The 21,473-nt window shown below is 50.2% G+C and carries 19 protein-coding genes; all 19 read right to left on the minus strand.

Annotation, left to right across the window (positions count from 1 at the left end):
* Positions 1–173 precede the first annotated feature (173 nt).
* The 19 genes from KJS65_RS19105 to atpA all read right to left on the minus strand — a co-directional run bounded on the left by KJS65_RS19105 (position 174) and on the right by atpA (position 21,466).
* Positions 174–1,301: a glycosyltransferase family 4 protein gene (locus KJS65_RS19105; RefSeq protein ID WP_213651470.1), complete on the minus strand. Its 1,128-nt coding sequence runs from the start codon at positions 1,299–1,301 to the stop codon at positions 174–176.
* Between the two features lie 113 nt (positions 1,302–1,414).
* Entirely contained in the window at positions 1,415–2,146 is a 732-nt protein-coding gene (locus KJS65_RS19110; protein ID WP_213651873.1) for a WecB/TagA/CpsF family glycosyltransferase, read from the minus strand.
* Between the two features lie 98 nt (positions 2,147–2,244).
* Positions 2,245–3,378, minus strand: coding sequence for a polysaccharide pyruvyl transferase CsaB (gene csaB / locus KJS65_RS19115; RefSeq protein ID WP_213651471.1), 1,134 nt, complete (start codon positions 3,376–3,378; stop codon positions 2,245–2,247).
* Complete coding sequence (locus KJS65_RS19120; RefSeq protein ID WP_213651472.1) at positions 3,351–5,369, minus strand: DUF5693 family protein; 2,019 nt, start codon at positions 5,367–5,369, stop codon at positions 3,351–3,353. Before KJS65_RS19120 ends, csaB begins: the two co-directional genes overlap by 28 nt.
* An 80-nt stretch (positions 5,370–5,449) precedes the next feature.
* A complete protein-coding gene (locus tag KJS65_RS19125; protein WP_213651473.1) occupies positions 5,450–7,168 on the minus strand; it encodes a phospho-sugar mutase in 1,719 nt (572 codons plus the stop codon).
* 40 nt (positions 7,169–7,208) lie between these two features.
* A complete protein-coding gene (gene fabZ / locus KJS65_RS19130) occupies positions 7,209–7,646 on the minus strand; it encodes a 3-hydroxyacyl-ACP dehydratase FabZ (protein ID WP_136607161.1) in 438 nt (145 codons plus the stop codon).
* Between the two features lie 272 nt (positions 7,647–7,918).
* Complete coding sequence (locus KJS65_RS30285) at positions 7,919–8,203, minus strand: DNA-directed RNA polymerase subunit beta (RefSeq protein ID WP_213651474.1); 285 nt, start codon at positions 8,201–8,203, stop codon at positions 7,919–7,921.
* 13 nt (positions 8,204–8,216) lie between these two features.
* On the minus strand, positions 8,217–9,038 hold the full coding sequence (locus tag KJS65_RS19140; protein WP_213651874.1) for a flagellar hook-basal body protein: 822 nt from the start codon (positions 9,036–9,038) through the stop codon (positions 8,217–8,219).
* 120 nt (positions 9,039–9,158) lie between these two features.
* Entirely contained in the window at positions 9,159–10,040 is an 882-nt protein-coding gene (locus KJS65_RS19145) for a flagellar hook-basal body protein (RefSeq protein WP_213651475.1), read from the minus strand.
* Between the two features lie 110 nt (positions 10,041–10,150).
* Positions 10,151–11,149 (minus strand): rod shape-determining protein, encoded by a 999-nt coding sequence (gene mreB / locus KJS65_RS19150; protein WP_136608143.1) that lies wholly within the window; start codon positions 11,147–11,149, stop codon positions 10,151–10,153.
* Between the two features lie 198 nt (positions 11,150–11,347).
* Entirely contained in the window at positions 11,348–11,629 is a 282-nt protein-coding gene (spoIIID, locus tag KJS65_RS19155) for a sporulation transcriptional regulator SpoIIID (protein ID WP_036715046.1), read from the minus strand.
* 243 nt (positions 11,630–11,872) lie between these two features.
* Positions 11,873–12,619, minus strand: a complete 747-nt coding sequence (locus KJS65_RS19160) for a M23 family metallopeptidase (protein ID WP_213651476.1) — start codon at positions 12,617–12,619, stop codon at positions 11,873–11,875.
* Between the two features lie 120 nt (positions 12,620–12,739).
* On the minus strand, positions 12,740–14,146 hold the full coding sequence (spoIID, locus tag KJS65_RS19165; protein WP_213651477.1) for a stage II sporulation protein D: 1,407 nt from the start codon (positions 14,144–14,146) through the stop codon (positions 12,740–12,742).
* 377 nt (positions 14,147–14,523) lie between these two features.
* The gene (gene murA / locus KJS65_RS19170; RefSeq protein WP_213651875.1) at positions 14,524–15,876 is read right to left on the minus strand and encodes a UDP-N-acetylglucosamine 1-carboxyvinyltransferase; all 1,353 of its coding nucleotides are present in this window, start codon (positions 15,874–15,876) and stop codon (positions 14,524–14,526) included.
* Positions 15,877–16,324: 448 nt separating this feature from the next.
* Positions 16,325–16,582: a DUF1146 family protein gene (locus KJS65_RS19175; RefSeq protein WP_136607168.1), complete on the minus strand. Its 258-nt coding sequence runs from the start codon at positions 16,580–16,582 to the stop codon at positions 16,325–16,327.
* A gap of 300 nt (positions 16,583–16,882) precedes the next feature.
* Positions 16,883–17,293 carry a F0F1 ATP synthase subunit epsilon gene (locus tag KJS65_RS19180; protein WP_136607169.1) on the minus strand — a complete coding sequence of 137 codons (411 nt, stop codon included), beginning with the start codon at positions 17,291–17,293 and terminating at the stop codon, positions 16,883–16,885.
* A 53-nt stretch (positions 17,294–17,346) separates the two neighbouring features.
* Positions 17,347–18,750 (minus strand): F0F1 ATP synthase subunit beta, encoded by a 1,404-nt coding sequence (gene atpD / locus KJS65_RS19185; protein WP_213651478.1) that lies wholly within the window; start codon positions 18,748–18,750, stop codon positions 17,347–17,349.
* Positions 18,751–18,864: 114 nt separating this feature from the next.
* Positions 18,865–19,731, minus strand: coding sequence for an ATP synthase F1 subunit gamma (gene atpG / locus KJS65_RS19190; protein WP_213651479.1), 867 nt, complete (start codon positions 19,729–19,731; stop codon positions 18,865–18,867).
* Positions 19,732–19,951: 220 nt separating this feature from the next.
* Complete coding sequence (atpA, locus tag KJS65_RS19195; protein ID WP_213651480.1) at positions 19,952–21,466, minus strand: F0F1 ATP synthase subunit alpha; 1,515 nt, start codon at positions 21,464–21,466, stop codon at positions 19,952–19,954.
* Positions 21,467–21,473: the final 7 nt, after the last annotated feature.

A 21,473-nucleotide genomic window follows, 5' to 3' on the forward strand; every position in this document is an offset into this window, starting at 1 on the left:
TTCAATTCTTTACCTCCTATTCAAGTCTGAACTTATTCACATATCCCTTTTATCGGCCCCAACCACCCATTTTTTTAGAAAAAACCATAAAAAAACCCGTCCAATAAATGGATGGGTTTGTAAAATTTATATTTTATGAAATTCTTATAAGTTCCGTCTTGCATTATAAATCTCTAAAGCTTGGAACTGCGTTCCTCGCCAACCTTCATTCGCAGCCTTGCAATCAAATCCAGAATCGGACGCTTCGTCTTGCCGACAAGGCCGATCACTTCCGCGCCGATCTGCAGGAAGAACATCATCACGCAGATCACAACGAAGGTGACCCAATTCGCTTCATACATCGCGGCGGAGGACTGAATGACTGCCAGGACACCGAAGAAAGCGGCGATGCCGTACACGATGAGAACAGACTGGCGGTGGCTGAAGCCAATTTCCCGCAGGCAGTGATGCAGGTGGCCCTTGTCCGGAGCGAAGATCGGTTTCTTCTGAATCCAGCGGCGCACGATCGCAAAGAACGTGTCCGAGAGGGGTACGCCGATAATAATCAGCGGAGTAATAAAGGATACAATCGCAATCTGCTTAAATCCGAGCATGGACAGCATCGCCAGGCAGAAGCCCAGGAACAGCGAGCCTGTGTCGCCCATGAATATCTGTGCCGGATGAAAGTTAAAGAACAGGAATCCAAGAATCGCTCCAAGGAGCAAGAGACATACCAGCGCTACCGTCAGGTTGCCCATCAGGAGCGACATCACGAGGATCGTGCCAATCGCGATGCCGGATACGCCGGCGGCCAGACCGTCCAGCCCATCGATCAGGTTGATGGCGTTCGTCACGCCGACAATCCAGAAGATGGTGAGCGGAATCGCAATCCAGTTCTCCAGAGACGAATACGTATCATTAAAAGGTATATTCACAAAATCAACTTTGATGTCAAATCCGAATACGACGACGGATGCGGCGATGATCTGACCGAGCAACTTCACCTTGGCAGACAGTTCAAAACGGTCATCCAGGGCGCCGGTCAAGACGATCAGCGAGCCGCCAATCAAAAAGGCTTTAATAAAGTTCGTATCCCGAATGGAAAAATGATCCGCGACAAATGGTAGGATGGCAAACATGGACAGCATAAATGCCAGATATATCGCCAATCCACCAAGCCGGGGCATGATTCTCGTATGCACTTTTCGGGCGTTCGGGACATCGACGGCGCCGATCTTAATCGCAAATTTTTTCACCAGCGGCGTTAGCAGCAGTGCCAAGGCTAATGACACAATACATCCGATGATGGCTATCATTAACATGTTTCGTTCAACCCCCATTTTCTTTACCGGATTGAATTATACTCTCATCAAAAAATAAAACCAATCCTGTTATTCAGCAAAATATCGGGTTTTTGCGTCTCATTTCAGTCATTTTATCTGGGTTTTGTCATGTTTTCTTTATCACGCACCACTTTAAGTACGAATTTCGGCAGCGCAAGCATTCTTCCAGCCCTTGTTGGCTCCTTCAGAAGACGGTACAGCCATTCGGCACGAAGTTTTTGAAATAATTTCGGTGCCCGCTTGGACTTGCCCGATATGACATCAAAGCTTCCGCCGACGCCCATCATCAGGGGAACACCCAGCTGTTCCTTATAGCGAGCAATCCAAGGTTCCTGCGTATCCGCCGCACGTGCAACGAACAGAATATCCGGAGCCGCCTTGCGAATGTCGGCGATCACTTCCGCATCCTGATCTGGCTTAAAATAGCCATCACGAAATCCCGAGATTTCGACACCCGGATACTGCAAATGTAACCTTTCTGCCGTCGCTTGAATCACTTCCGGCGTAGAACCGAGCAAATATACTTTCCAGTGGTAGTCTTCTCCGGCCCTCATTAACTCATGCAGAAGGTCAAATCCGGCAACGCGCTCCGCAACAGGCGTTTCTGTTCTTGCTGCTGCCCATACCACTCCGGTACCATCTGGTACCAGAAGCTCTGCTTCCCGCATGATCTTCATGTACTCCGGCTCCTCCAGAGCCTTCATCACCATGATCGGGTTCGCCGTAATGACCTGAAAAGGTCTGCGTTCTTCGGATTGTATAACACGGGTTATATACTTTACTGTGTCCTCCATGCCCAATCTGCTTACCTGCAGACCGTACATGGAAACCGTAGGCACTTGTTCTAATGAATTCACGCTTCTATCACCTTATCCTTTGCTGCTATATAAAATGAACTAAAGAAAAGATGAAGCGTAAAGCTTTAGTTCATTTTAAATAAAAAATCAATGATATGCTGCGCAGGCGCCTGGGCTTCCTGCTTCAGCTTGTCGATACGCGGCTTACCCGCTTCCTTCCAAGCCTCTGCGCCGGTCAGGAGACGGGAAATTTCTGCCGTCAGCTTCCCGGGGTCAAGCGAGCTGCTTGTTCCAACAGGCGTTATATCCAGTCTTTTCAAAAAGTGATCGATCTTCGGATCATAGGAAACGCCGATCAGCGGGACAAGCTGGTTGGCGGCATAGATCAGACTGTGGAGTCTCATCCCAATCACGAGATCGCATTGCCCCACCTCCGCCAGCATCTGCCGGGGAAGGACAGCCTCCCTGCATACCGACACCTTGCTTCCACCGGAAGCAATATCACCGAGCTGCCCAATGATTTCCTGGGAGGCTTTCTCGTCGCCAGGAAAGTGAAAAGGCAGAAATCGGAGATGCGCCGGCTGCTTCTCGCAGAATGCGCGAAGACCTTCCGCAATCCCTTGTAATTCTCTGCGCTCCGGGTCCCAGTAACGGACGGAAATACCGATAACAGGCAGCTGTTGATCCGCATCAGGAGCTATGGAAGCAGCGTTCTCCGATTCAGGGGTCAGCCCCATGACGGGATCGGGTACCACCTGGATGCGGCTGCTCTGCAGCCCCATGCTTTGCAGCAGCTCTGCGGACTGCACATCACGCACCGAAATGTATTCACATTTTTTAAAGGCATTTTTGATCAACGGATTAAACAGCTTCCGGTTCACGGGACCAACACCCTGGGAGTACACAAACACAGGCTTGTTCATCCACTGGGCCAGCTTGATCACACCCAGATAGTAAGGAATGGTCTTCGGGCTGGTCGCATCCTGCAAAAGACTTCCGCCACCGCTGATCAAACCGCTGCTGTTCTTAAGAGCTTGTCTCACTTCACCCAATTTCATGCGGTGAACCGCCTGCACACCGTAGGTGGAGGTGGTCCATTCCGGATCGATGGAGAGCACGACAGGGTTAATCTGAACCCCTGCCTGCTTCCCCTTCTCTTCTAGAGCCGTCAATATGGACTGGAGCACAGCCTCATCGCCGCTGTTCTTAAAGCCGTAATAACCCGAGATGACTATTGTCTTTTGAGGAGAGGTGACCATTTTTTCCAACACCCTTCTGCGATTTGCCATACGCCGATGGCGATCAGTCCGATGATGAATCCAATTCCCAGACCCAGCAGGTCACGGGCAAACGAAATTTTCATCGGCGAATGGATATGGGCAAAGGTATCGACCATGGACAGCTGTCCAATGACAGCGAATATCATGATGAAAATAGCATTCCGGTACCGGATCGACAGGAACAGACCGAGCAGGAAGAGCGGATGCGCAATGATTTCCTTATTACGCGGACGCACATGGAATGTATTTTCCAGGAACGGACGAATCGCCATCTCGATACCGCTGACCTTGCCCCCATTGCCTGTACGGCTCAGATAATAGAAACCGATGGCGCCGATTAATACCGCTGCAACAACCCATAACAGTGTGATTGGCGTTCTGAACAGCTTGCCGATTTGATGAACCGGACGGCCTCCGCGGTATAAGACCACGAATATCGCAATCAGCAGAATCGGAGCCGCATGCAGCAGACTCACGCCCCGGAACTGGTTCAACACCAGGCTGTACGTAATATTGTTGAGCAGTGCAATCACGAATGGGATTGCCGCCATGGAAATAATAGATGTCTTGATGAACAGGACGATCGAATGCGTCAGACGGCGTCCGGGCGCAAGCTCGGCATTGGCCGCATTGAGCGCGTTGACCTTGCGTATCGCCAGTACCACCGCGACGGTCGGAGCACTTATAGCAACTAGCAGCGCTAATGCCTGCTCAAACAGCGTCGGCTTCAGTACATACAAGCCTGCACTGCCGATCATGCCAAGCACAAATGCCGGCAGCGTCAGCAGAGGCAGGAAGCATGAAATCATGAGTGCTATAAAGGCAACTGCGCCAAGTACAACAACCAATTTGAAATAACGCTGTGCCGATGAATCGGTAATATGGAAGGCCTCTGCACGTCCCATCTTGAAGCCGTTGTTCTCCATCTGCTTGATGGCTTGACCAGGCTTGTTCAGACTCTTGATGATGTTGTCGATGGAATCCGTCATCATCGCCTTCGCCGTGCTCTTGCTTGGTGCCGTATTAATATAGAGCATCCGGATATTCCGGTCTTTGGTTGCCAGAGCAAACCGGTCCGCAATCGTATCCTCGTCCAGTGCCTGGGCATCCTTGTCGCTCAAGGAATACAGACGGACCACATTATAATGAATGTAATACGACAGCTTATCGATTCCTGCCTGCGGCTTCTTCGTATTCTCGATCGCCGCAATGCCGATGCCATGCTGGTTCAGCAGGTTGGCAAAGCTCTGCAGGCTGTGCTTATCCTGGTTGTCGGTGAAGCCCTTGACCGAATCACCCTCGAACAGGATCCGCTTCACACCGTTGGCTTCATAATAAGCCAGCAGCTTCTCCATGGCGTCCTGATCGTACGGAAGGCTATCGGACATCCGCGGAACGATATTGAAACCCTTGCTGTGAAGAAGTTCAAATGCAATCGGGTCTGGCTGCATCGGTTTCAGCGCGGCATCCTCCGGCGAGGTTTCCACAATCAGGCCCTTCTGGTTATGAAACTCCCAAGGCTTCACGTTAATGCCGAGACTTGTGAAGGTGTCTTCAATGAGAGGCGTTAACCGGCCCGCATTCTCTTCATTGGTAAACAGAATGTACGTGAAATTCTCATCCGTTGGAACAACGCTTTGCGTCATTTGGGCAATATCCTGGGCGCTGTACACCATCAGCCGCCGGGTTTTCTTGAAGTCATCCAGCGTGCTTTCAAACATCGCCATACTGGTAATGCCCGCGGCTTTTAATTTATCGAGCTGCTTCTGTATGAACTGCTCCGGATGTGCCTGATAGGCAGCAACCTCTGCCAGACCACGGTAATTGAACACCAGCTCCACGTTGTTTGATGATGATTCCGTTTGATACCGGTCATATGCAACCGGCAGTGCGGCAAGTATGCCCACTACGACCAGGATCCACAGCCATTTGCGCGATGCCGTGCTGAAGTGCTGCCATTTTTGATGCACCAAAAGTACCTCCTCGTTATAACTCCGCAAAGCCGCAGCATGAGGCAGCGGCCTTGCAGACTATCCATATCTTTGATTTATTAGGCGTCTACCCGCGCCATGACTTCAGCCGCAAGCTTCTGAATCCGCTCTTCGGCGTCATTCAGCGATGACCCGCGCACCGCAAAGTAAACTTTAATCTTCGGCTCCGTACCAGACGGACGCAGGCAGAACCATGAGCCGTCATCCAGCATATATTTCAGCACGTTTTCCTTAGGCAGACCGTTCAGACCTTTGGAGTAATCGAGAACCTCCGTTACGGATGCGCCAGCAACCGTCTGCGGCGGATTCTCGCGCCAATCGGTCATTTTGGCCTGGATTTGGGCCAGACCGTCCTTGCCCTTGAGCGTGCGGGATTCCAATTTTTCATGGAAAAATCCGAACTGTTCGTACAATTCCTGAAGTACATTATACAGCGTCTTGCCCTGTGCCTTATAGTAGGCACCCGCCTCGCAGATCAGAAGAGAAGCAAGTACAGCATCTTTATCGCGGGCATAAGAGCCTGCGAGATATCCGTAGCTTTCCTCATATCCGAACAGGTATGTGTATTTTCCGGTTTGTTCGAATTCGGTCATTTTCTCGCCGATATATTTGAAGCCGGTCAGCGTATTGAAGACCTCTGCCCCATAGTGATGCGCAATGGCTGCTCCCATTTCGCTGGTGACGATGGTCTTGATAACCGCCCCATTGTCAGGCAGCTTGCCCTGCTCCTTCAGCTGGCTCAGCAGATAATGAATCATAATGGCGCCGGACTGGTTACCGGAGAGCACTTCATATTCGCCTGCATCATTCAGCACAACTGCGCCCATGCGGTCGCAGTCCGGGTCGGTGCCGACCAATATGTCTGCTCCTACTTCTTTACCGAGCTTCATAGCAAGGGTAAAAGCTTCCCGCTCCTCCGGGTTAGGAGATTTCACGGTCGAAAACTCCGCATCCGGATGTTCCTGCTCAGCTACCACATGCACACGGGTAAAGCCAACTTTATGAAGCACACTGCGCACAGGGATGTTACCTGTTCCATGCAGCGGGGTATATACAATATTAAAATCCTTGCCAAGCTTGCTTGCGATCAGCTCCCGGTTGACACTGGTTCCGGCAACGGTATCTGTAAAGGCCTCATCATCTGCCTCACCGAGCCATACCAGCATTCCCTTCGCTTCCGCTTCAGACTGCTCAAGGCGTTTCACGGAGGCAAAGGAATCAACTTCCTGGATATAGCCGATAACCTTCTCTGCCTGATCCGGGACAAGCTGACCGCCTTCGGCGTTATAGACCTTGTATCCGTTGTATTCCGGAGGATTATGGCTGGCTGTGACGACAATGCCTCCCGTAGCGCCTAAATGGCGCACGCTGAACGACAGCTGAGGCGTTGAACGCAGTGACGGGAAGAGCTTAGCTGTAATGCCGTTGCCTGCTAGCACCAGCGCAGCTTCAAGTGCAAATTCCGGAGAAAAATGACGGGAGTCATGAGCAATCACCACCGATGGCTTACCTTCCGCCTGACCGTGCTGCTCCAATATGTAGCGTGCAAAACCCTGCGTCGCTTTACCGACGGTATAACGGTTCATCCGGTTGCTTCCTGCGCCGATCACGCCGCGAAGACCACCGGTCCCGAATTCCAGATCTTTATAAAAACGGTCCTCCAGCTCCTGCGTTTGCTCCTGCAGCCCCTGAAGCTCCTGTTTGGTCTCTTCGTCGATCGAAGGATCCGAAAGCCAGCGCTGTACATTCTCTTCAGCCAATTTGCTTAATTGTGTCATCTTGCTTCCCCTTTCACCACTCACGGTTAGGTATTCGTATTTAGGCTTTGGTTGGATCGGACAGGGCGAACATGATGTCGCCTTCAGCAACGATCTTGTCCTCAACCTTGGCAATCGCATGCCCCTTGCCTATACTCCCCTTTAACCGAGTTATCTCCACTTCCAAACGGAGCGTGTCCCCGGGTACAACCTGTCCTCTGAAACGGAAGCCGTCAAGCCCTGCCAGAAAGCCAATCTTGCCCTTGTTGCTCTCTTCCTGTAAAATTGCGGCAGCTCCCACTTGGGCCAAAGCTTCGGTAATCAATACGCCTGGCATTACCGGATATTCCGGAAAATGTCCAATAAAAAACGGCTCGTTGATGGTCACATTCTTAATGCCGACCGCGCGCTTGCCAACCTCCATCTCCAGAATCCGGTCCACCAGCAAAAACGGAGGACGATGCGGAATAATCTCCTGAATCTCTTTGACATTTAGCATAACATCAAATCTCCCTTCAACCTTTTCTACTTGCTATTTTGCATAAAAACACGGATATACGTAAAAACTATAGTTATCCTTCACCAACTGCAGAAGTGAAGGTTCAGATAAGGGGCTCTGCCCGTCAGCCACGGTCTCAATGAAAGTGGCGCGGATGGGGCCCTTTTGTTGTCTTCAAGTCCCCCATCATTATACATTTTCCGAGCAAAAAAAGAAAACTCCCCCGGGCAAGCGGGGGAGTACTGTCAATCGGTTGATGAGGTTCATCCGGATCAAGGAGCGAAGACCAAGTCGATGACATGCTGCCATGTCTTCCACTCGAACACTTCAGACAAGCTCTGCTTGCCGATGACCACATATCCGACAATCATTCCTCCGAGTAAAGCGAGTACCAGAAACAGCGGAATCATCCAGCGGATGACAATTCTCCAGCGGGCTGTCTTTCTTCTGGCCGGCTTCTGGTTATCATTTTTTCCGTCTGCCCCAGCCTTTCCAGGCGTGTCTGTACGGTTCTGGACTCTTGTCAGCTTATCAGCAGGCTTATTATTATCACTCATAGCCGCTTCCACCTTAACCCCGCATATTGTTGGCCAGGTTCATCATCGTGTCACTGGATGAAATCGCCCGTGCTGCCAGCTGGTAAGCACGCTGCATCTGCATCATATCCGTAATTTGGCCCATATAATCCACATTGGATTTTTCCAGATAACCCGAGCGGATGGATGTATCCTCCGGAATACCGCCGGTAACCGGCGGTGCTTCAAATACCTGGCCCTCTGTCAAGCTGGTCGGAACCACGAACAGGTTGCCGTCCATCAGCTGCAGCGCATCCTCACGGAGCGGCTTAAGCACTTTGAGTGTACCGGCTTCCGTAATGATACCGCCCTCGTCCATCAGCACTTTGCCATGGGAATCGATCGCTACCTTCGCGTTATCCGGTACCTTGATATGCTCATTATTTTCATTCAGCACGAAATATCCTTGATTGTTCTGGAGTACCATGGATCCCGGTTCGCTTGGGTCAGGAGCGAAATGAAAGCCCCCTTCCCGGGTATAGGCGCGCTTGCCGCCCGCTTCAACCGCAAACATCCCGTTTCCCTCGATAGCAAGGTCCAGCGGATTATTCGTCTGATCGAGCGGTCCCTGCGTCATATCACGGGTCACATCGCCCGTACGGACTCCGTATCCGGTAGTATACCCAAGCGGAGAGAGTCTTCCCTGCTGCTTAAAATCCTTGGGCTGCTGCATCACGGAAGTCAGCGTATCCTCAAATGAGGTATCCTTCTGCTTGTATCCCACCGTATCCAGATTCGCGATATTGTCAGCGATGATATCCAGCTTCTGCTGAATGCTGTTCATGGACACCATCGCACTGATCATGGAGTTATTCATCATAAACCTCCCTTAAATACCCCCAAATTAGTGGGGCTTTGCTCCGAGGTCTATTCAGGTACTTCGCGGGACCCCGGTAATTTATAAATTCTATCATTCCTGAGAAAATTCTGACCGGCCTTATACTCTTCCTACTTCATTCACGGCTTTATCCAGGCTCTTATCATAGAATTGAATGACCTTCTGATTCGCTTCATAAGCCCGGAGTGCCGTATTCATATCGACCACGACCTCGGATGCGTTCACATTCGAGCTCTCAATATTATTCTGACGTACTTCCACACGGTCGGCTCCGCCAAATGCACGTACACCGGCTCCTTGCGGATCATCAACCCGGAATACACCTTCGCCGTCACGCACCATCTGGTAAGGCTGCCCCACAACGGACACACCTATTTGTTGCCCTCGCGCACCAGTTGCCGGATCTAGGACATACCCCTGCTCGTCCACTTTAAAGCTGTCTACCGGACCTGTCAACACAATCGGCTTGTTATTGGCATCCAATACCTGGTAGCCGGTTGAAGTCAGCAATCTGCCGTCCGTGCTGACCTTGAAATTCCCGTCTTTCGTATAACGCGTCTGACCATCCTGATCTTCTATCGTAAAGAAAGCCTCGGGTTTATAAATAACATCGCCGTTAGCGCTGACAAACTTGCCTGAACCGTCAAACGTAATATTTTGCCCTGTTGCCGGATCCGTCATTTCCATATCGGATACCAGCGCAAAATCCGTCGGCTTGCTGCTGGCTTTAATGACGCCCTGCTGATACATCGACAAAGCTTCTTCCGCGAACACACCTGTGTTCAGCTTGCCGATTGTTGACACCGGAGCATCGCTATTCCCGCCAAGCATCGTAATCAGCATTTCCGGAAAAGAGCGGGCTACGCTGTTAACCTGCTTGTATCCCGGTGTATTCACGTTCGCTAAGTTCTGTACCGCTGTATCGTGGCGGTTCTCCTGGGTCAGCATGCCGGCAGCAGCTGTGTAAAGTCCTCTTATCATGTGAGTGGGGGCACCCCTTTCATGGTCGTGCTGTATATTCAAGTAGAAGAAGTAATTCTATATTGAACGGGCTGTTAAAACCCATAAATGATATTAGATATATCGGCGTCTTAGAAAGATTTCTTAACCACTTTATCCAAATTATCCAGCATAATGCCTGTGCCCTTCACAACACAGTGCATCGGATCCTCCGCAATCAGCACGGGAACGCGCAGCTCTTCAGCCAGCAGCTCGTCCAATCCATTCAACATGGCTCCGCCACCTGTCAGAATGACGCCGCGGTCGATAATATCCGCCGACAATTCCGGAGGTGTCCGCTCCAGCACCGACTTGGCTGCCGCCACAATGGCGGAAACCGGCTCCCACAGCGCTTCCTGGATTTCACTTGAAGAAATGGTGATCGTTAACGGAAGGCCTGACGCCATATCGCGTCCACGGATATCCATTTCGTCCTGGCGTCCGCCCGGACGCACGGTTCCGATGTTAATCTTGATATCCTCGGAGGTACGCTCACCGATCAATAGTTTATATTTATTCTTAATATATCTGACGATGGACTCATCGAACTTGTCCCCCGCCATTTTAATAGAAGAGGCGGTCACGATGTCGCCCATAGAAAGCACAGCAACATCCGTTGTTCCGCCGCCAATATCAACTACCATGTTGCCGCTCGGCTGGAATATATCCATTCCTGCACCAATCGCTGCGGCTTTCGGCTCTTCTTCCAAAAACACATCTTTAGCCCCACTGCGTTCGGCTGCCTCTCGGATCGCCTTCTGTTCAACCGATGTAATATTGGTCGGTGCGCAGATGAGAATGCGGGGACGGCTGCTCCAAGTGCGTCCTCCCACACGGTTAATGAAATATTTAAGCATCGCTTCCGTAATGGCAAAATCCGCAATAACGCCGTCACGAAGCGGACGGATAGTCACAATATTGCCCGGAGTACGCCCTATCATTTTACGGGCATCTTCACCGACGGCAAGGACTCTTTTGGTGTCACTTTCGATCGTCACGACAGAAGGTTCGTCAAGAACAACCCCCTTCCCTTTGACATGTATGAGCACGTTCGCCGTGCCCAGATCAATCCCAATATCCTTGCTAAACATCATGAAAAGAGCCCCCAAAGTCATATTTTATGGTAAAAGAGTCCCTGAGCCTTTTGAAAGTCCCTTTTCGACAAGATGCGGCAGGATTATGCACATAGGGAAGCCGGGATCACAATTTTCGACCTTATACCATCTTTTAACATATCATACTTCAGGGGACGGATTCAATGGTTTAAAGCACCTTTCGCTTTCATGAGATTATGATTTGGCGGATGCCACAGCTTCACGTTTTTTCGTCTTTTTGTATTTGATTTTCGTGGCTTCCCCTCCCCGGAGATGACGGATCGATTTGTGATATTCGAGAATGTGCTTAACCTGGTCTGCCAGATCAGGATTAATTTCAGGCAAACGTTCGGTCAGGTCCTTATGCACTGTGCTTTTTGATACGCCAAATTCTTTGGCAATTGTCCGGACCGTGTGCTTCGTCTCCACGATACAACGTCCAATTTTAATCGTACGTTCCTTGATGTAATCGTGCACGCTCCCGCCTCCCTACTGTGGATAGTTTGGTACATTATATGAGAGGCGTGCCTATATATTCGCGCTTTAAGGATCTGACAAGCTACGCAAGGCCCATTTATTTTCCGGAGCACGCAAAATAACCCCACAAAGTGGAGCCTTGCTTCGAAGTCCATTCAGTTACTTTACAGGGACCCCGCTCATTTATAAATTCGATAATGTCAAAAAAGAAGGCAGGGGTTTCCCCTGCCTTCTTCATGCTTTTTATTTTTTTGGAAGCAGTTCTTCCGGATTGACCGGCTCACCTTTTTCATACACTTCAAAGTGTACGTGGTTGCCGAGATCCTTTTCAATCTCACTGCGGCCGGCTGTACCGATCGTATCGCCTTGCTTCACGGTATCGCCAACTTTGACTTTCGCGTCGGAAAGAGCTTGGTACACCGTTTTCACATCGTTATCATGTGTAATTTCGATGATCGTGCCCGTCAACGGCGGATTCAGTTCCACCCGGCTAACCTTACCTTCCAGCGCTGCCTTCACTTCAAACGTCTTATCGTCTTCGCGGCCCAGGTCTACACCGATATTCGGGATAAACATGTCATTGTACTGCACCATCGCTGCCTGGTTGTTCTCGGCAGTTCCATCTTTTTCAAAGAACGGCTTCACGACTTTAACATCCTTGGCATCGGCTACCGGCCATGCCATGTCTACAACAGTTGCAGTGACTTCAACAGCTTTCGGATCCTTGGCGTCCTTACCAGCTTCATTCGTGGCAGGTGCAGTAGCATTTTCCGATACTTTAGCAGGGTCTTGCGCGAGTTTCTTCTGGCTGGCATCCTGGTAGACCCAAACTAAGGTTAGTATAATTGCTGCTGCGGCCACGTATGCTGCCGGGTATACCCACCGTTTGGACAACAGCTTTTTCCATGCAGACGGCTGGCTAACCAGCTCTCCCTGTGCTTTTTTAGGAGTTTCTCCATGGTTTTGATTACTTTTGTTTTGATCATTCATATGGTTATCACCTCAGTAATCATTGTTACCGGGGCAAAACCTTTTATACGTATCTCGCAAATTATTTTTTGAAAAGCATAGAGGATCAAAATAGAGCCTAAAAGCCGCCTGCTGTTCAATCTACTTTTTTATAAAATCCGAAGCTTTCGAAAATTGGACGCCGGTATAGTAGTGTTTCAGGATCTGGGTGGCGGTATAGCCTTCCTTGGCCATTCCTTCTGCGCCCCACTGGCTCATGCCGACGCCATGTCCGTAACCGTAAGTCGTTATGACTACGTCCTTGCCGGAAGTCTTCCAGCTGAATTGACTGGAGCGGAGGCCTAGCTTCTCTCTCACTTCACGTCCGCTGAACTTAACCCCGCCTATCGAAATCTCCTTGATCCGGTGTCCGGTCGTAGATGAGAGAATTTGAATAAAAGGCTGCTGCTCTCCTGTGGATACTACCGGTACCGACTTTCCTGCCAATCCCAGCTTGGTCAGGAAATCCTGGCGGCTCATCTTCACGGTCTCTTCATATCCCGGCGCCTGCTCGTCCCAGGGACTCGCCACGCTGCGCAGATAAGGAATGTTCTGATTCCAGTATTCTTCCGAATTTTCGGTATAACCGTTGCTGGTAGAGAAGAAGGATGCGGTAATAGGTTTGCCTTGATAGGTCATAATTGTATTCCGGGATTCTTCCACTGCTCTCTTCAGCTTGGCCAGCTGCTCTGTTTTCCCCTTCCACTGTGTTGCGAGCTGATCCTTGGAGATATACGCCTGATGGCTCACGGTGTCGGTCACATCCGCCTGCGAGCCAGGTACGCCGCTCTTATCTCCGGCTGCCAGCCTGCGCATGATAAAGGTTCGTGCAGCAACGGCCTGAGCCTTGAGCGCCTCGAGGTCAAAATCTGCCGGCATCTCTGCGGCGATGACCCCGACGACGTACTCTTCGAGAGGCAGCATCTCGACCTTGTCCGTCTTCGATAGATAGACGGACACCTGCGGCTGTGCTACCGCTTGGGGCACAGTCACTGGAGCGGCCGGCGCGGGTATGGGTGCCGGCTTGGGTGCAGGCTGGTGATGCGTTGCCACCACCAGCACGGGAATCAGCAGCGCCAGCGCGAGCAGCCCCCCCGCCCATACGGCGGGGTGCAGCCTGCGGGCGCTGCCCGGGCGATGCGGCCGCTTGGCGCTGCCGCGGCCGCGGGAGGGCGGCGGGGCCCATGGCCGCCGCCCGGGGGCTTGCCGGGCGCCTGCGGGCGCGCCCGGCTCTTCGGGCCGGAGCGCTTCGCTCGGCTCCGGCGCCTCAGGCGCAGCGGCCTGCGGCGGCTGCGCGCCGGCACCCGGCAGCACGCTCAGGTGCTGCCGGGGCTTGCTGCCAGCCCCGGGCTTCGGCCTGATGCCCGGGGCTGGCCCTCCGGCCGGGCTCTGCTCCCGGCCGCCCCCTGCAGCAGCTTGTGCATCCGGCTGATGTATTGAAATGTCCGGCTCCGCCGCTTCATTTTTCTGTGCAACCGATACTTTAATTTGTGTCCGCGGGTCGTTCATATGCTTCCAACCTCCATTGATCCTTAATCATTTGCCTCTTCATATAGAATGTAGTTAGAGAGTTTATATCCTCATCTTCCGTTCATTCTATATAGTAGACTCCCCATCCAGTCGGGCTTGGCTTCCTCTTTTAAGCGATGCGCTTATCTCAATCTCTCGCCTCTCTTACTCCCGATATGTATAGTTATGAGCCGTGCACAGATGATAGAACCCTTTTTAAGAGATAAGAAAGATTCATATGAATGGACGGAAAACATAAAAAAGACCGGACCCTAAGGTCCGATCTTCTTCACGATTCCATATTCATTTACAGTCCAGGTTCTTGCCTTTTTCCAGTACAATGTTATTCGTTTCTTCATTAACAAAGTCCGAAACGGTTATACCCAAGTTGGCTGGATGTTGAACAAAGGAACCTCTTCTTCCAGCTCCACCTTTTTCTTCACCGGAACTGGTTGATCCAGTACAGGCTCTTCCACGGAGATACGCCAGATATCAGCGCCAAGCGCGGACAGCTTCTCAGCCAGATCCACGTAACCGCGGTCGATATGATGCGTGCCACTCACTTCCGTTGTTCCTTCGGAAACAAGTCCTGCCAGAATCAACGCTGCGCCTGCACGCAAATCCGTTGCGCATACCTTGGCACCTTTCAGATCAGCGCCACCCGTGATAATAGCTGTACGCCCTTCTACCTTGATCTCCGCATTCATGAGCTGGAATTCATCTACATGCATAAAGCGGTTCTCAAAGACTGTTTCGGTTACAACACTTGTACCTCCGGATTTCAGCAGCAGCGCCATCATTTGCGACTGCATGTCGGTCGGGAACCCAGGATAAGGAAGCGTTTTGATGTCAACAGCCTTCAGCGGTTGATTAGCTGTGACACGCACGCCATTCTCATCCGGTTCAATGGAAACGCCCATCTCTTCCAGTTTGGCGATCACTGGACCCAAATGATCCGCAATCGCGCCTTCGACATACACATCGCCGCCTGTGATCGCTGCAGCCACCATGTAAGTACCTGCTTCAATCCGGTCAGGAATGACCGTATGTTCAGCGCCATGCATCTTTTCAACGCCCTCGATCCGGATCACGCCTGTGCCCGCACCGCGAACCTTGGCGCCCATTCCGTTCAGGTAGTTGGCCAAATCGACAATTTCCGGCTCTTTCGCCGCATTCTCGATTACGGTCACACCTTCAGCAAGAGTGGCGGCCATCATAATATTTTCAGTAGCACCTACGCTGGCTACATCCAGATAGATTTTAGCCCCGCGCAATCTGCCATTCATTTTCGCCTCAATATAACCTTGTCCAAGACTGATCTCGGCACCTAAAGCCTCAAAACCCTTCAAATGCTGATCAATGGGTCTTGTTCCAATGGCACAGCCTCCAGGCAATGAAATCCGCGTATGCCCCATTCTAGCGAGCAAAGGACCCATCACCAGAAAAGACGCACGCATTTTTCGCACCCATTCGTAAGGTGCTTCGCAAGAGGAAATAGCTTGGGCATCAACCCTCATTACATCATTATCGTATGTAATGTCCGCACCTATCGATTCCAACACTTTACTGATTGTAATTACATCGTCAAGAGGAGGTGCGTCATATATGACACTTACTCCTTCTTCCCCAAGAAGAGAGGCAGCGATGATCGGAAGAACTGAATTTTTTGCTCCGCTGACTTTCACGCTTCCGGTCAGTTTATTGCCACCGCGGACGATAAATTTGCTCATCATGATTCCCTCCGCGTTCCATTTTTTTCCACAATTCAATATTTTCAGAAATTACATAGCTAATTCCCTAACTTCCATCATAACACCGACCTTTTCATGGATACAAGCGTTTTTTGGCGAATGAGCCCAAAAAACGGATAATCCTGGGACTGAAGGCCTATGCCTGAACCCAGCCGGATCTGTCAATGAATCAGAAAGGTTTTTGTGCACGCTGAATCCGCTGTGTAAGACCAGGGCAGCCGTTCTCAATTGGGTATTTACCAAAGAAAAGACAACATTCCGCTGTCATAACAGCATGGATTCCAAAAATATAATATAAGCTTTAGTACATTTTATACTGTTGTACTCATTGTTGACATAAAAAAATGTTATTATTCGACACATTCATCGTCTATCCGACATTCGGTACGAAAACAACCTAACAGAGATATAACCAAAGACTGTCGCGTTAAAACATATACTTAACCATTTGGCTCCAACTTAAGTAATCAAGCAGGAACTTGGCAACGAAGTGTCCCATAATAATGGCCAGCAGCAGATGAAGGAGCTTGCCTTGCGCACTCTTGGGAAAGCGAATGAACAGGTCCAGCTTTAGATTCTGCAGTGCCCACCAAGACAGACCAATACAGATCAGAGAGACAATAATCGAGATCAGACCGCTGACACCCATACTGCCTACCAGGCTGTTTCCAAGGCTTGAATCCATGATGATACCTCCATCCTTTAAGATTAAACCACCCTAATACATTCAAAGGACTATTATATAATACTGGGCAAAGCACAAAGAATCCAGCTTCAAATTCGTAATTATTAAATTCTTTTTCAATAAAGCGCTTTCTCCGTTATTATCCCTAATGAAGTGTCCTTTACTTTCATACAAATCAGGTCATTTCCTCGGAAATATTCCCAATATTAACTTACCATTCAACTTTTTGCATTTAAATATTACAAAATTCCAAAAAAAACAGCCCGTCTCAAAACGATAGAGACGGGCCAGACTGCTTATTTATTTTTTGCCGCCGAAGACATTGATCCGGTTAACGGCTTTTTGCAGAGCCAATTCCGCACGGCGGAAATCAATTTCATCCTGCTTGCCGCTGACTGCAAGTCGGCGCTCAGCGCGTTCCTTGGCAGCCTCAGCACGCTGCAAATCGATTTCTTCAGCTGTCTCGGCACTTTCTGCCAGCACAACCACTTTGTCCTTACGGATCTCCACAAAGCCGCCATTCACCGCAATCTGGCTGGTTCTCTTGCCAGTTTTGACGATAAGCGGAGCGACCTGAAGCGGGGTAACCATAGGAATGTGTCCCGGCAAGATACCGAGATCGCCTTCCACACCCCGAACCGTCAGGCTTTCTACCTCTCCGGAATATGCCAAGTGATCCGGCGTCACGATTTCCAATAAAAAGGTACTCACGTTCATCCCTCCTGAACAGCTCGCTTTGGAGGCTAAACGCCTCCCTTACAGGACTATTCCAGTGTTTTTGCTTTTTCTACGGCTTCATCAATCGTTCCTACAAAGAGGAATGCTGCTTCAGGAAGATCATCGTGTTTACCATCGAGGATTTCTTTGAAACTGCGGATGGTTTCTTTGACAGGTACATACGTACCCGGCATGCCGTTAAATGCCTCAGCTACGTGGAACGGTTGGGACAAGAAACGTTGGATTTTACGTGCACGAGCAACGAGCAGCTTGTCGTCTTCACTCAGCTCATCCATACCGAGGATCGCGATAATATCTTGAAGCTCATTATAGCGGGCAAGAAGTTGCTTAACGCCTTGAGCTACATTGTAATGCTCTTCGCCTACAATTTCAGGTGCCAGGATACGGGAACTCGAAGCCAGTGGATCTACCGCTGGGTAGATACCCATTTCGGAGATTTTACGCTCCAGGTTCGTCGTTGCATCCAAGTGGGCAAATGTTGTTGCAGGAGCCGGGTCAGTATAGTCATCCGCTGGCACGTAGATGGCCTGGATGGACGTTACAGAACCTTTTTTCGTGGACGTAATACGCTCTTGCAATTGACCCATTTCAGTTGCCAGCGTTGGCTGGTAACCTACTGCGGACGGCATACGGCCGAGCAAGGCGGATACTTCGGAACCGGCTTGGGTAAAGCGGAAAATGTTATCGATAAAGAGCAGCACGTCTTTACCTTCTTGATCACGGAAATATTCCGCCATCGTCAGGCCTGTCAATGCTACGCGAAGACGTGCGCCCGGTGGTTCGTTCATTTGTCCGAACACCATCGCGGTCTTCTTGATAACGCCGGAGTCACTCATTTCATGGTACAAGTCATTACCTTCACGAGTACGTTCACCAACACCTGCGAATACGGAGATACCACCGTGTTCTTGCGCGATGTTGTTGATCAGTTCCTGAATTGCAACGGTTTTACCTACACCCGCGCCTCCGAACAGTCCGATTTTACCGCCCTTTTGGTAAGGAGCGAGCAAATCGATAACTTTAATGCCTGTTTCAAGCATTTCTGCTTGAGTAGACAGCTCATCATATTTAGGAGCTTCACGGTGGATCGGATTGCTCACTTCAGCAACCACGTCACCTGCTTGGTCAATCGGTTGGCCCAGTACGTTAAATACACGGCCGAGTGTTACGGAACCTACTGGAACTGTAATTGGAGCGCCTTGATCGACAGCTTCCAATCCGCGAACCAGTCCGTCTGTGGAAGACATCGCGATACAACGCACGATGTTGTCACCCAGATGGTTTGAAACTTCCAGGGTCAGGTCGATCTGGCGTCCGCCAGCGACTGCACCCTCAATTTTAATCGCATTGAAGATTTCAGGTAGTTGACCTCTTTCAAACTCGATGTCGACAACCGCACCCATAATGCTGATTACGCGTCCTTTGTTCATCTTTTTTGTTCCCTCCTACAAGTCTGCTTATATGCAAACCTTCATCGTAAGCTGCAAGTAGCTTAACGCCATATTCCGTTCATGGGGTTTGTCATTCGTACAAAAACATTGTTTCTAAGCCTGAGCGTTGGCACCGGCCACAATCTCGGAAATTTCCTGAGTAATGGCTGCCTGACGCGCACGGTTATACGTAAGTGTCAAATCGCCAATCAGCTTGGTTGCATTCTTGGTTGCAGATCCCATCGCTGTCATCTTCGCTCCGAGCTCACTCGCTTTGCCGTCCAGCAATGCGCTGAAAATCAAGGTTTCTGCATATCTTGGCAGAAGCACTTCAAGCACGCCTTCCGGAGATGGCTCGTACTCGTAGCTTGCCGTTACACCAGTTGTTTGACCTTCCATGTTGTCCATAGGCAGAAGCTGATCCACTTCAGGAATTTGAGTCAGTGCGTTCACGAAACGGTTGTAACAGATAAACAGTTCATCAATCTGAGAATCCTCGAACTGATGGACCGCCGCATAAGCGATCGACTTGATATCCGCGAAGGAAGGCGTATCAGACAGGTCCGTTACCTCCTGCACAACCGGCATTTCCCGGCGGCGGAAGTAGTCACGGCCCTTACGGCCGATGACGAAAATCACGTATTCGTCTGTAGACTTATGCTTCTCTTTGATCGTAGTCATCACTTTTTTCAAAATGTTGGCGTTGTATCCACCGGCAAGACCACGATCTGAGGTAATTACCAGATAACCGGTCTTTTTCACGGGGCGTTTCTCAAACATCGGATGCTTGATGCCTTTTGTACCGGAAGCGATACTGGACACCACTTCTTTCAGCTTATCCGAGTAAGGACGGGCATGCTGTGCCATTTCCTGAGCTTTTCTGAGCTTGGAAGCAGCTACCATTTCCATCGCTTTCGTGATTTGCTTGGTACCTTGAATACTCTTGATCTGACGTTTTATTTCACGCAATCCTCTTGCCATGTTTTCACCACCTCAGAACTTTGGCGGGGCCAAAGTTTACTTCGTAAGCATAAACCTAAGCTTTGACTGGAGGTCAAAGCTGACTTCGTAAGCATTTGCAGAACTTTGGCGGGGCCAAAGTTTACTTCGAAAGCATAAACCTAAGCTTTGACCGAAGGTCAAAGCGCTTATATCTGAAAAAGATGAATCCGAGCCTTGCGGCCCGGTTCATGTTAATGACTTACGCCATAACAGCAAAGCCTCTTTTAAATTTCGCGATAGCATCTTTCAGAGCCGTTTCATTGTCAGCTACGAGATCTTTGGTATCACGAATGGAAGCCAGGATTTCCGGATGATTGCTATCCAGGAATGCCAGGAATTCTTTTTCGAAACGACGGATATCGCCCACTGGAATATCATCCAGATGACCTCTAACTGCCGTGTACAAGCTTGCAACCTGCTGCTCAACCTTGAGCGGCTGGTTAACACCTTGCTTCAGAATTTCCATCAGTCTTGCACCACGGTTCAAGCGGGCAAGCGTAGATTTATCCAAGTCGGAACCAAACTGCGAGAACGCTTGAAGCTCACGGTATTGAGCAAGGTCGAGCTTCATACCGCCGGCTACTTTTTTCATCGCCTTGATCTGAGCGGAGCTGCCGACACGGGATACGGAAATACCCACGTTGATCGCCGGACGCTGACCTGCGTAGAACAACTCGGATTCAAGGAAGATCTGACCGTCCGTAATCGAGATTACGTTGGTCGGAATGTATGCAGATACGTCGGAAGCCTGTGTTTCAATGAATGGCAAAGCGGTTAATGAACCTCCACCCAAAGCATCGCTCAGCTTCGCTGCACGTTCCAGCAAACGGGAATGCAGATAGAATACGTCACCAGGATATGCTTCACGGCCTGGAGGACGCTTGAGCAGCAAGGAAAGTTCGCGGTATGCCGCTGCTTGTTTGGACAAGTCATCATAGATGATCAGCGCATGCTCGCCCTTGTACATAAAGTACTCACCCATTGCACAGCCCGCATAAGGAGCGATGTACAGGAGTGGGGATGGCTCGGAAGCCGAAGCTGTAACGATGATGGTGTAATCAAGCGCGCCGTGACGACGGAGAGATTCAACCACTTGTGCTACAGTCGATTGCTTTTGTCCGATGGCAACATAGATACATTTTACGCCATTACCCTTTTGGTTAATGATCGTATCGATTGCGATCTGTGTTTTACCGGTTTGACGGTCACCGATGATCAGCTCGCGTTGTCCGCGGCCGATTGGCACCATGGCGTCAATGGATTTGATACCCGTTTGCATTGGCTCATGAACCGATTTACGGTCAATAACGCCTGGAGCCATGTTTTCTACCGGACGGTATTCAGTCGCTTCAATCGGGCCTTTACCGTCAAGTGGTTCACCCATAGGGTTAACAACGCGTCCGAGCAAACCTTCGCCTACAGGAACCTGCATGATGCGGCCCGTACGTTTTACTTGGTCGCCTTCTTTGATTTCCTTGTAAGGTCCGAGAATAACGACACCTACGTTGCTTTCTTCAAGGTTCAGCGTAAGGCCGGAGACACCGTTGGCGAATTCTACGAGTTCGCCGGACATTACATTTTCAATACCGTGAACACGGGCAATACCGTCGCTTACTTGAATAACGGTACCGACTTCGGATACTTCGATATCTGATTTATATTGTTCAATTTGACTTTTAATCAGCGTACTGATTTCTTCAGGTCTGATACTCAAGTGTCTT

The sequence above is a fragment of the Paenibacillus sp. J23TS9 genome, from assembly GCF_018403225.1.
GTDB lineage: Bacteria > Bacillota > Bacilli > Paenibacillales > Paenibacillaceae > Paenibacillus_AQ.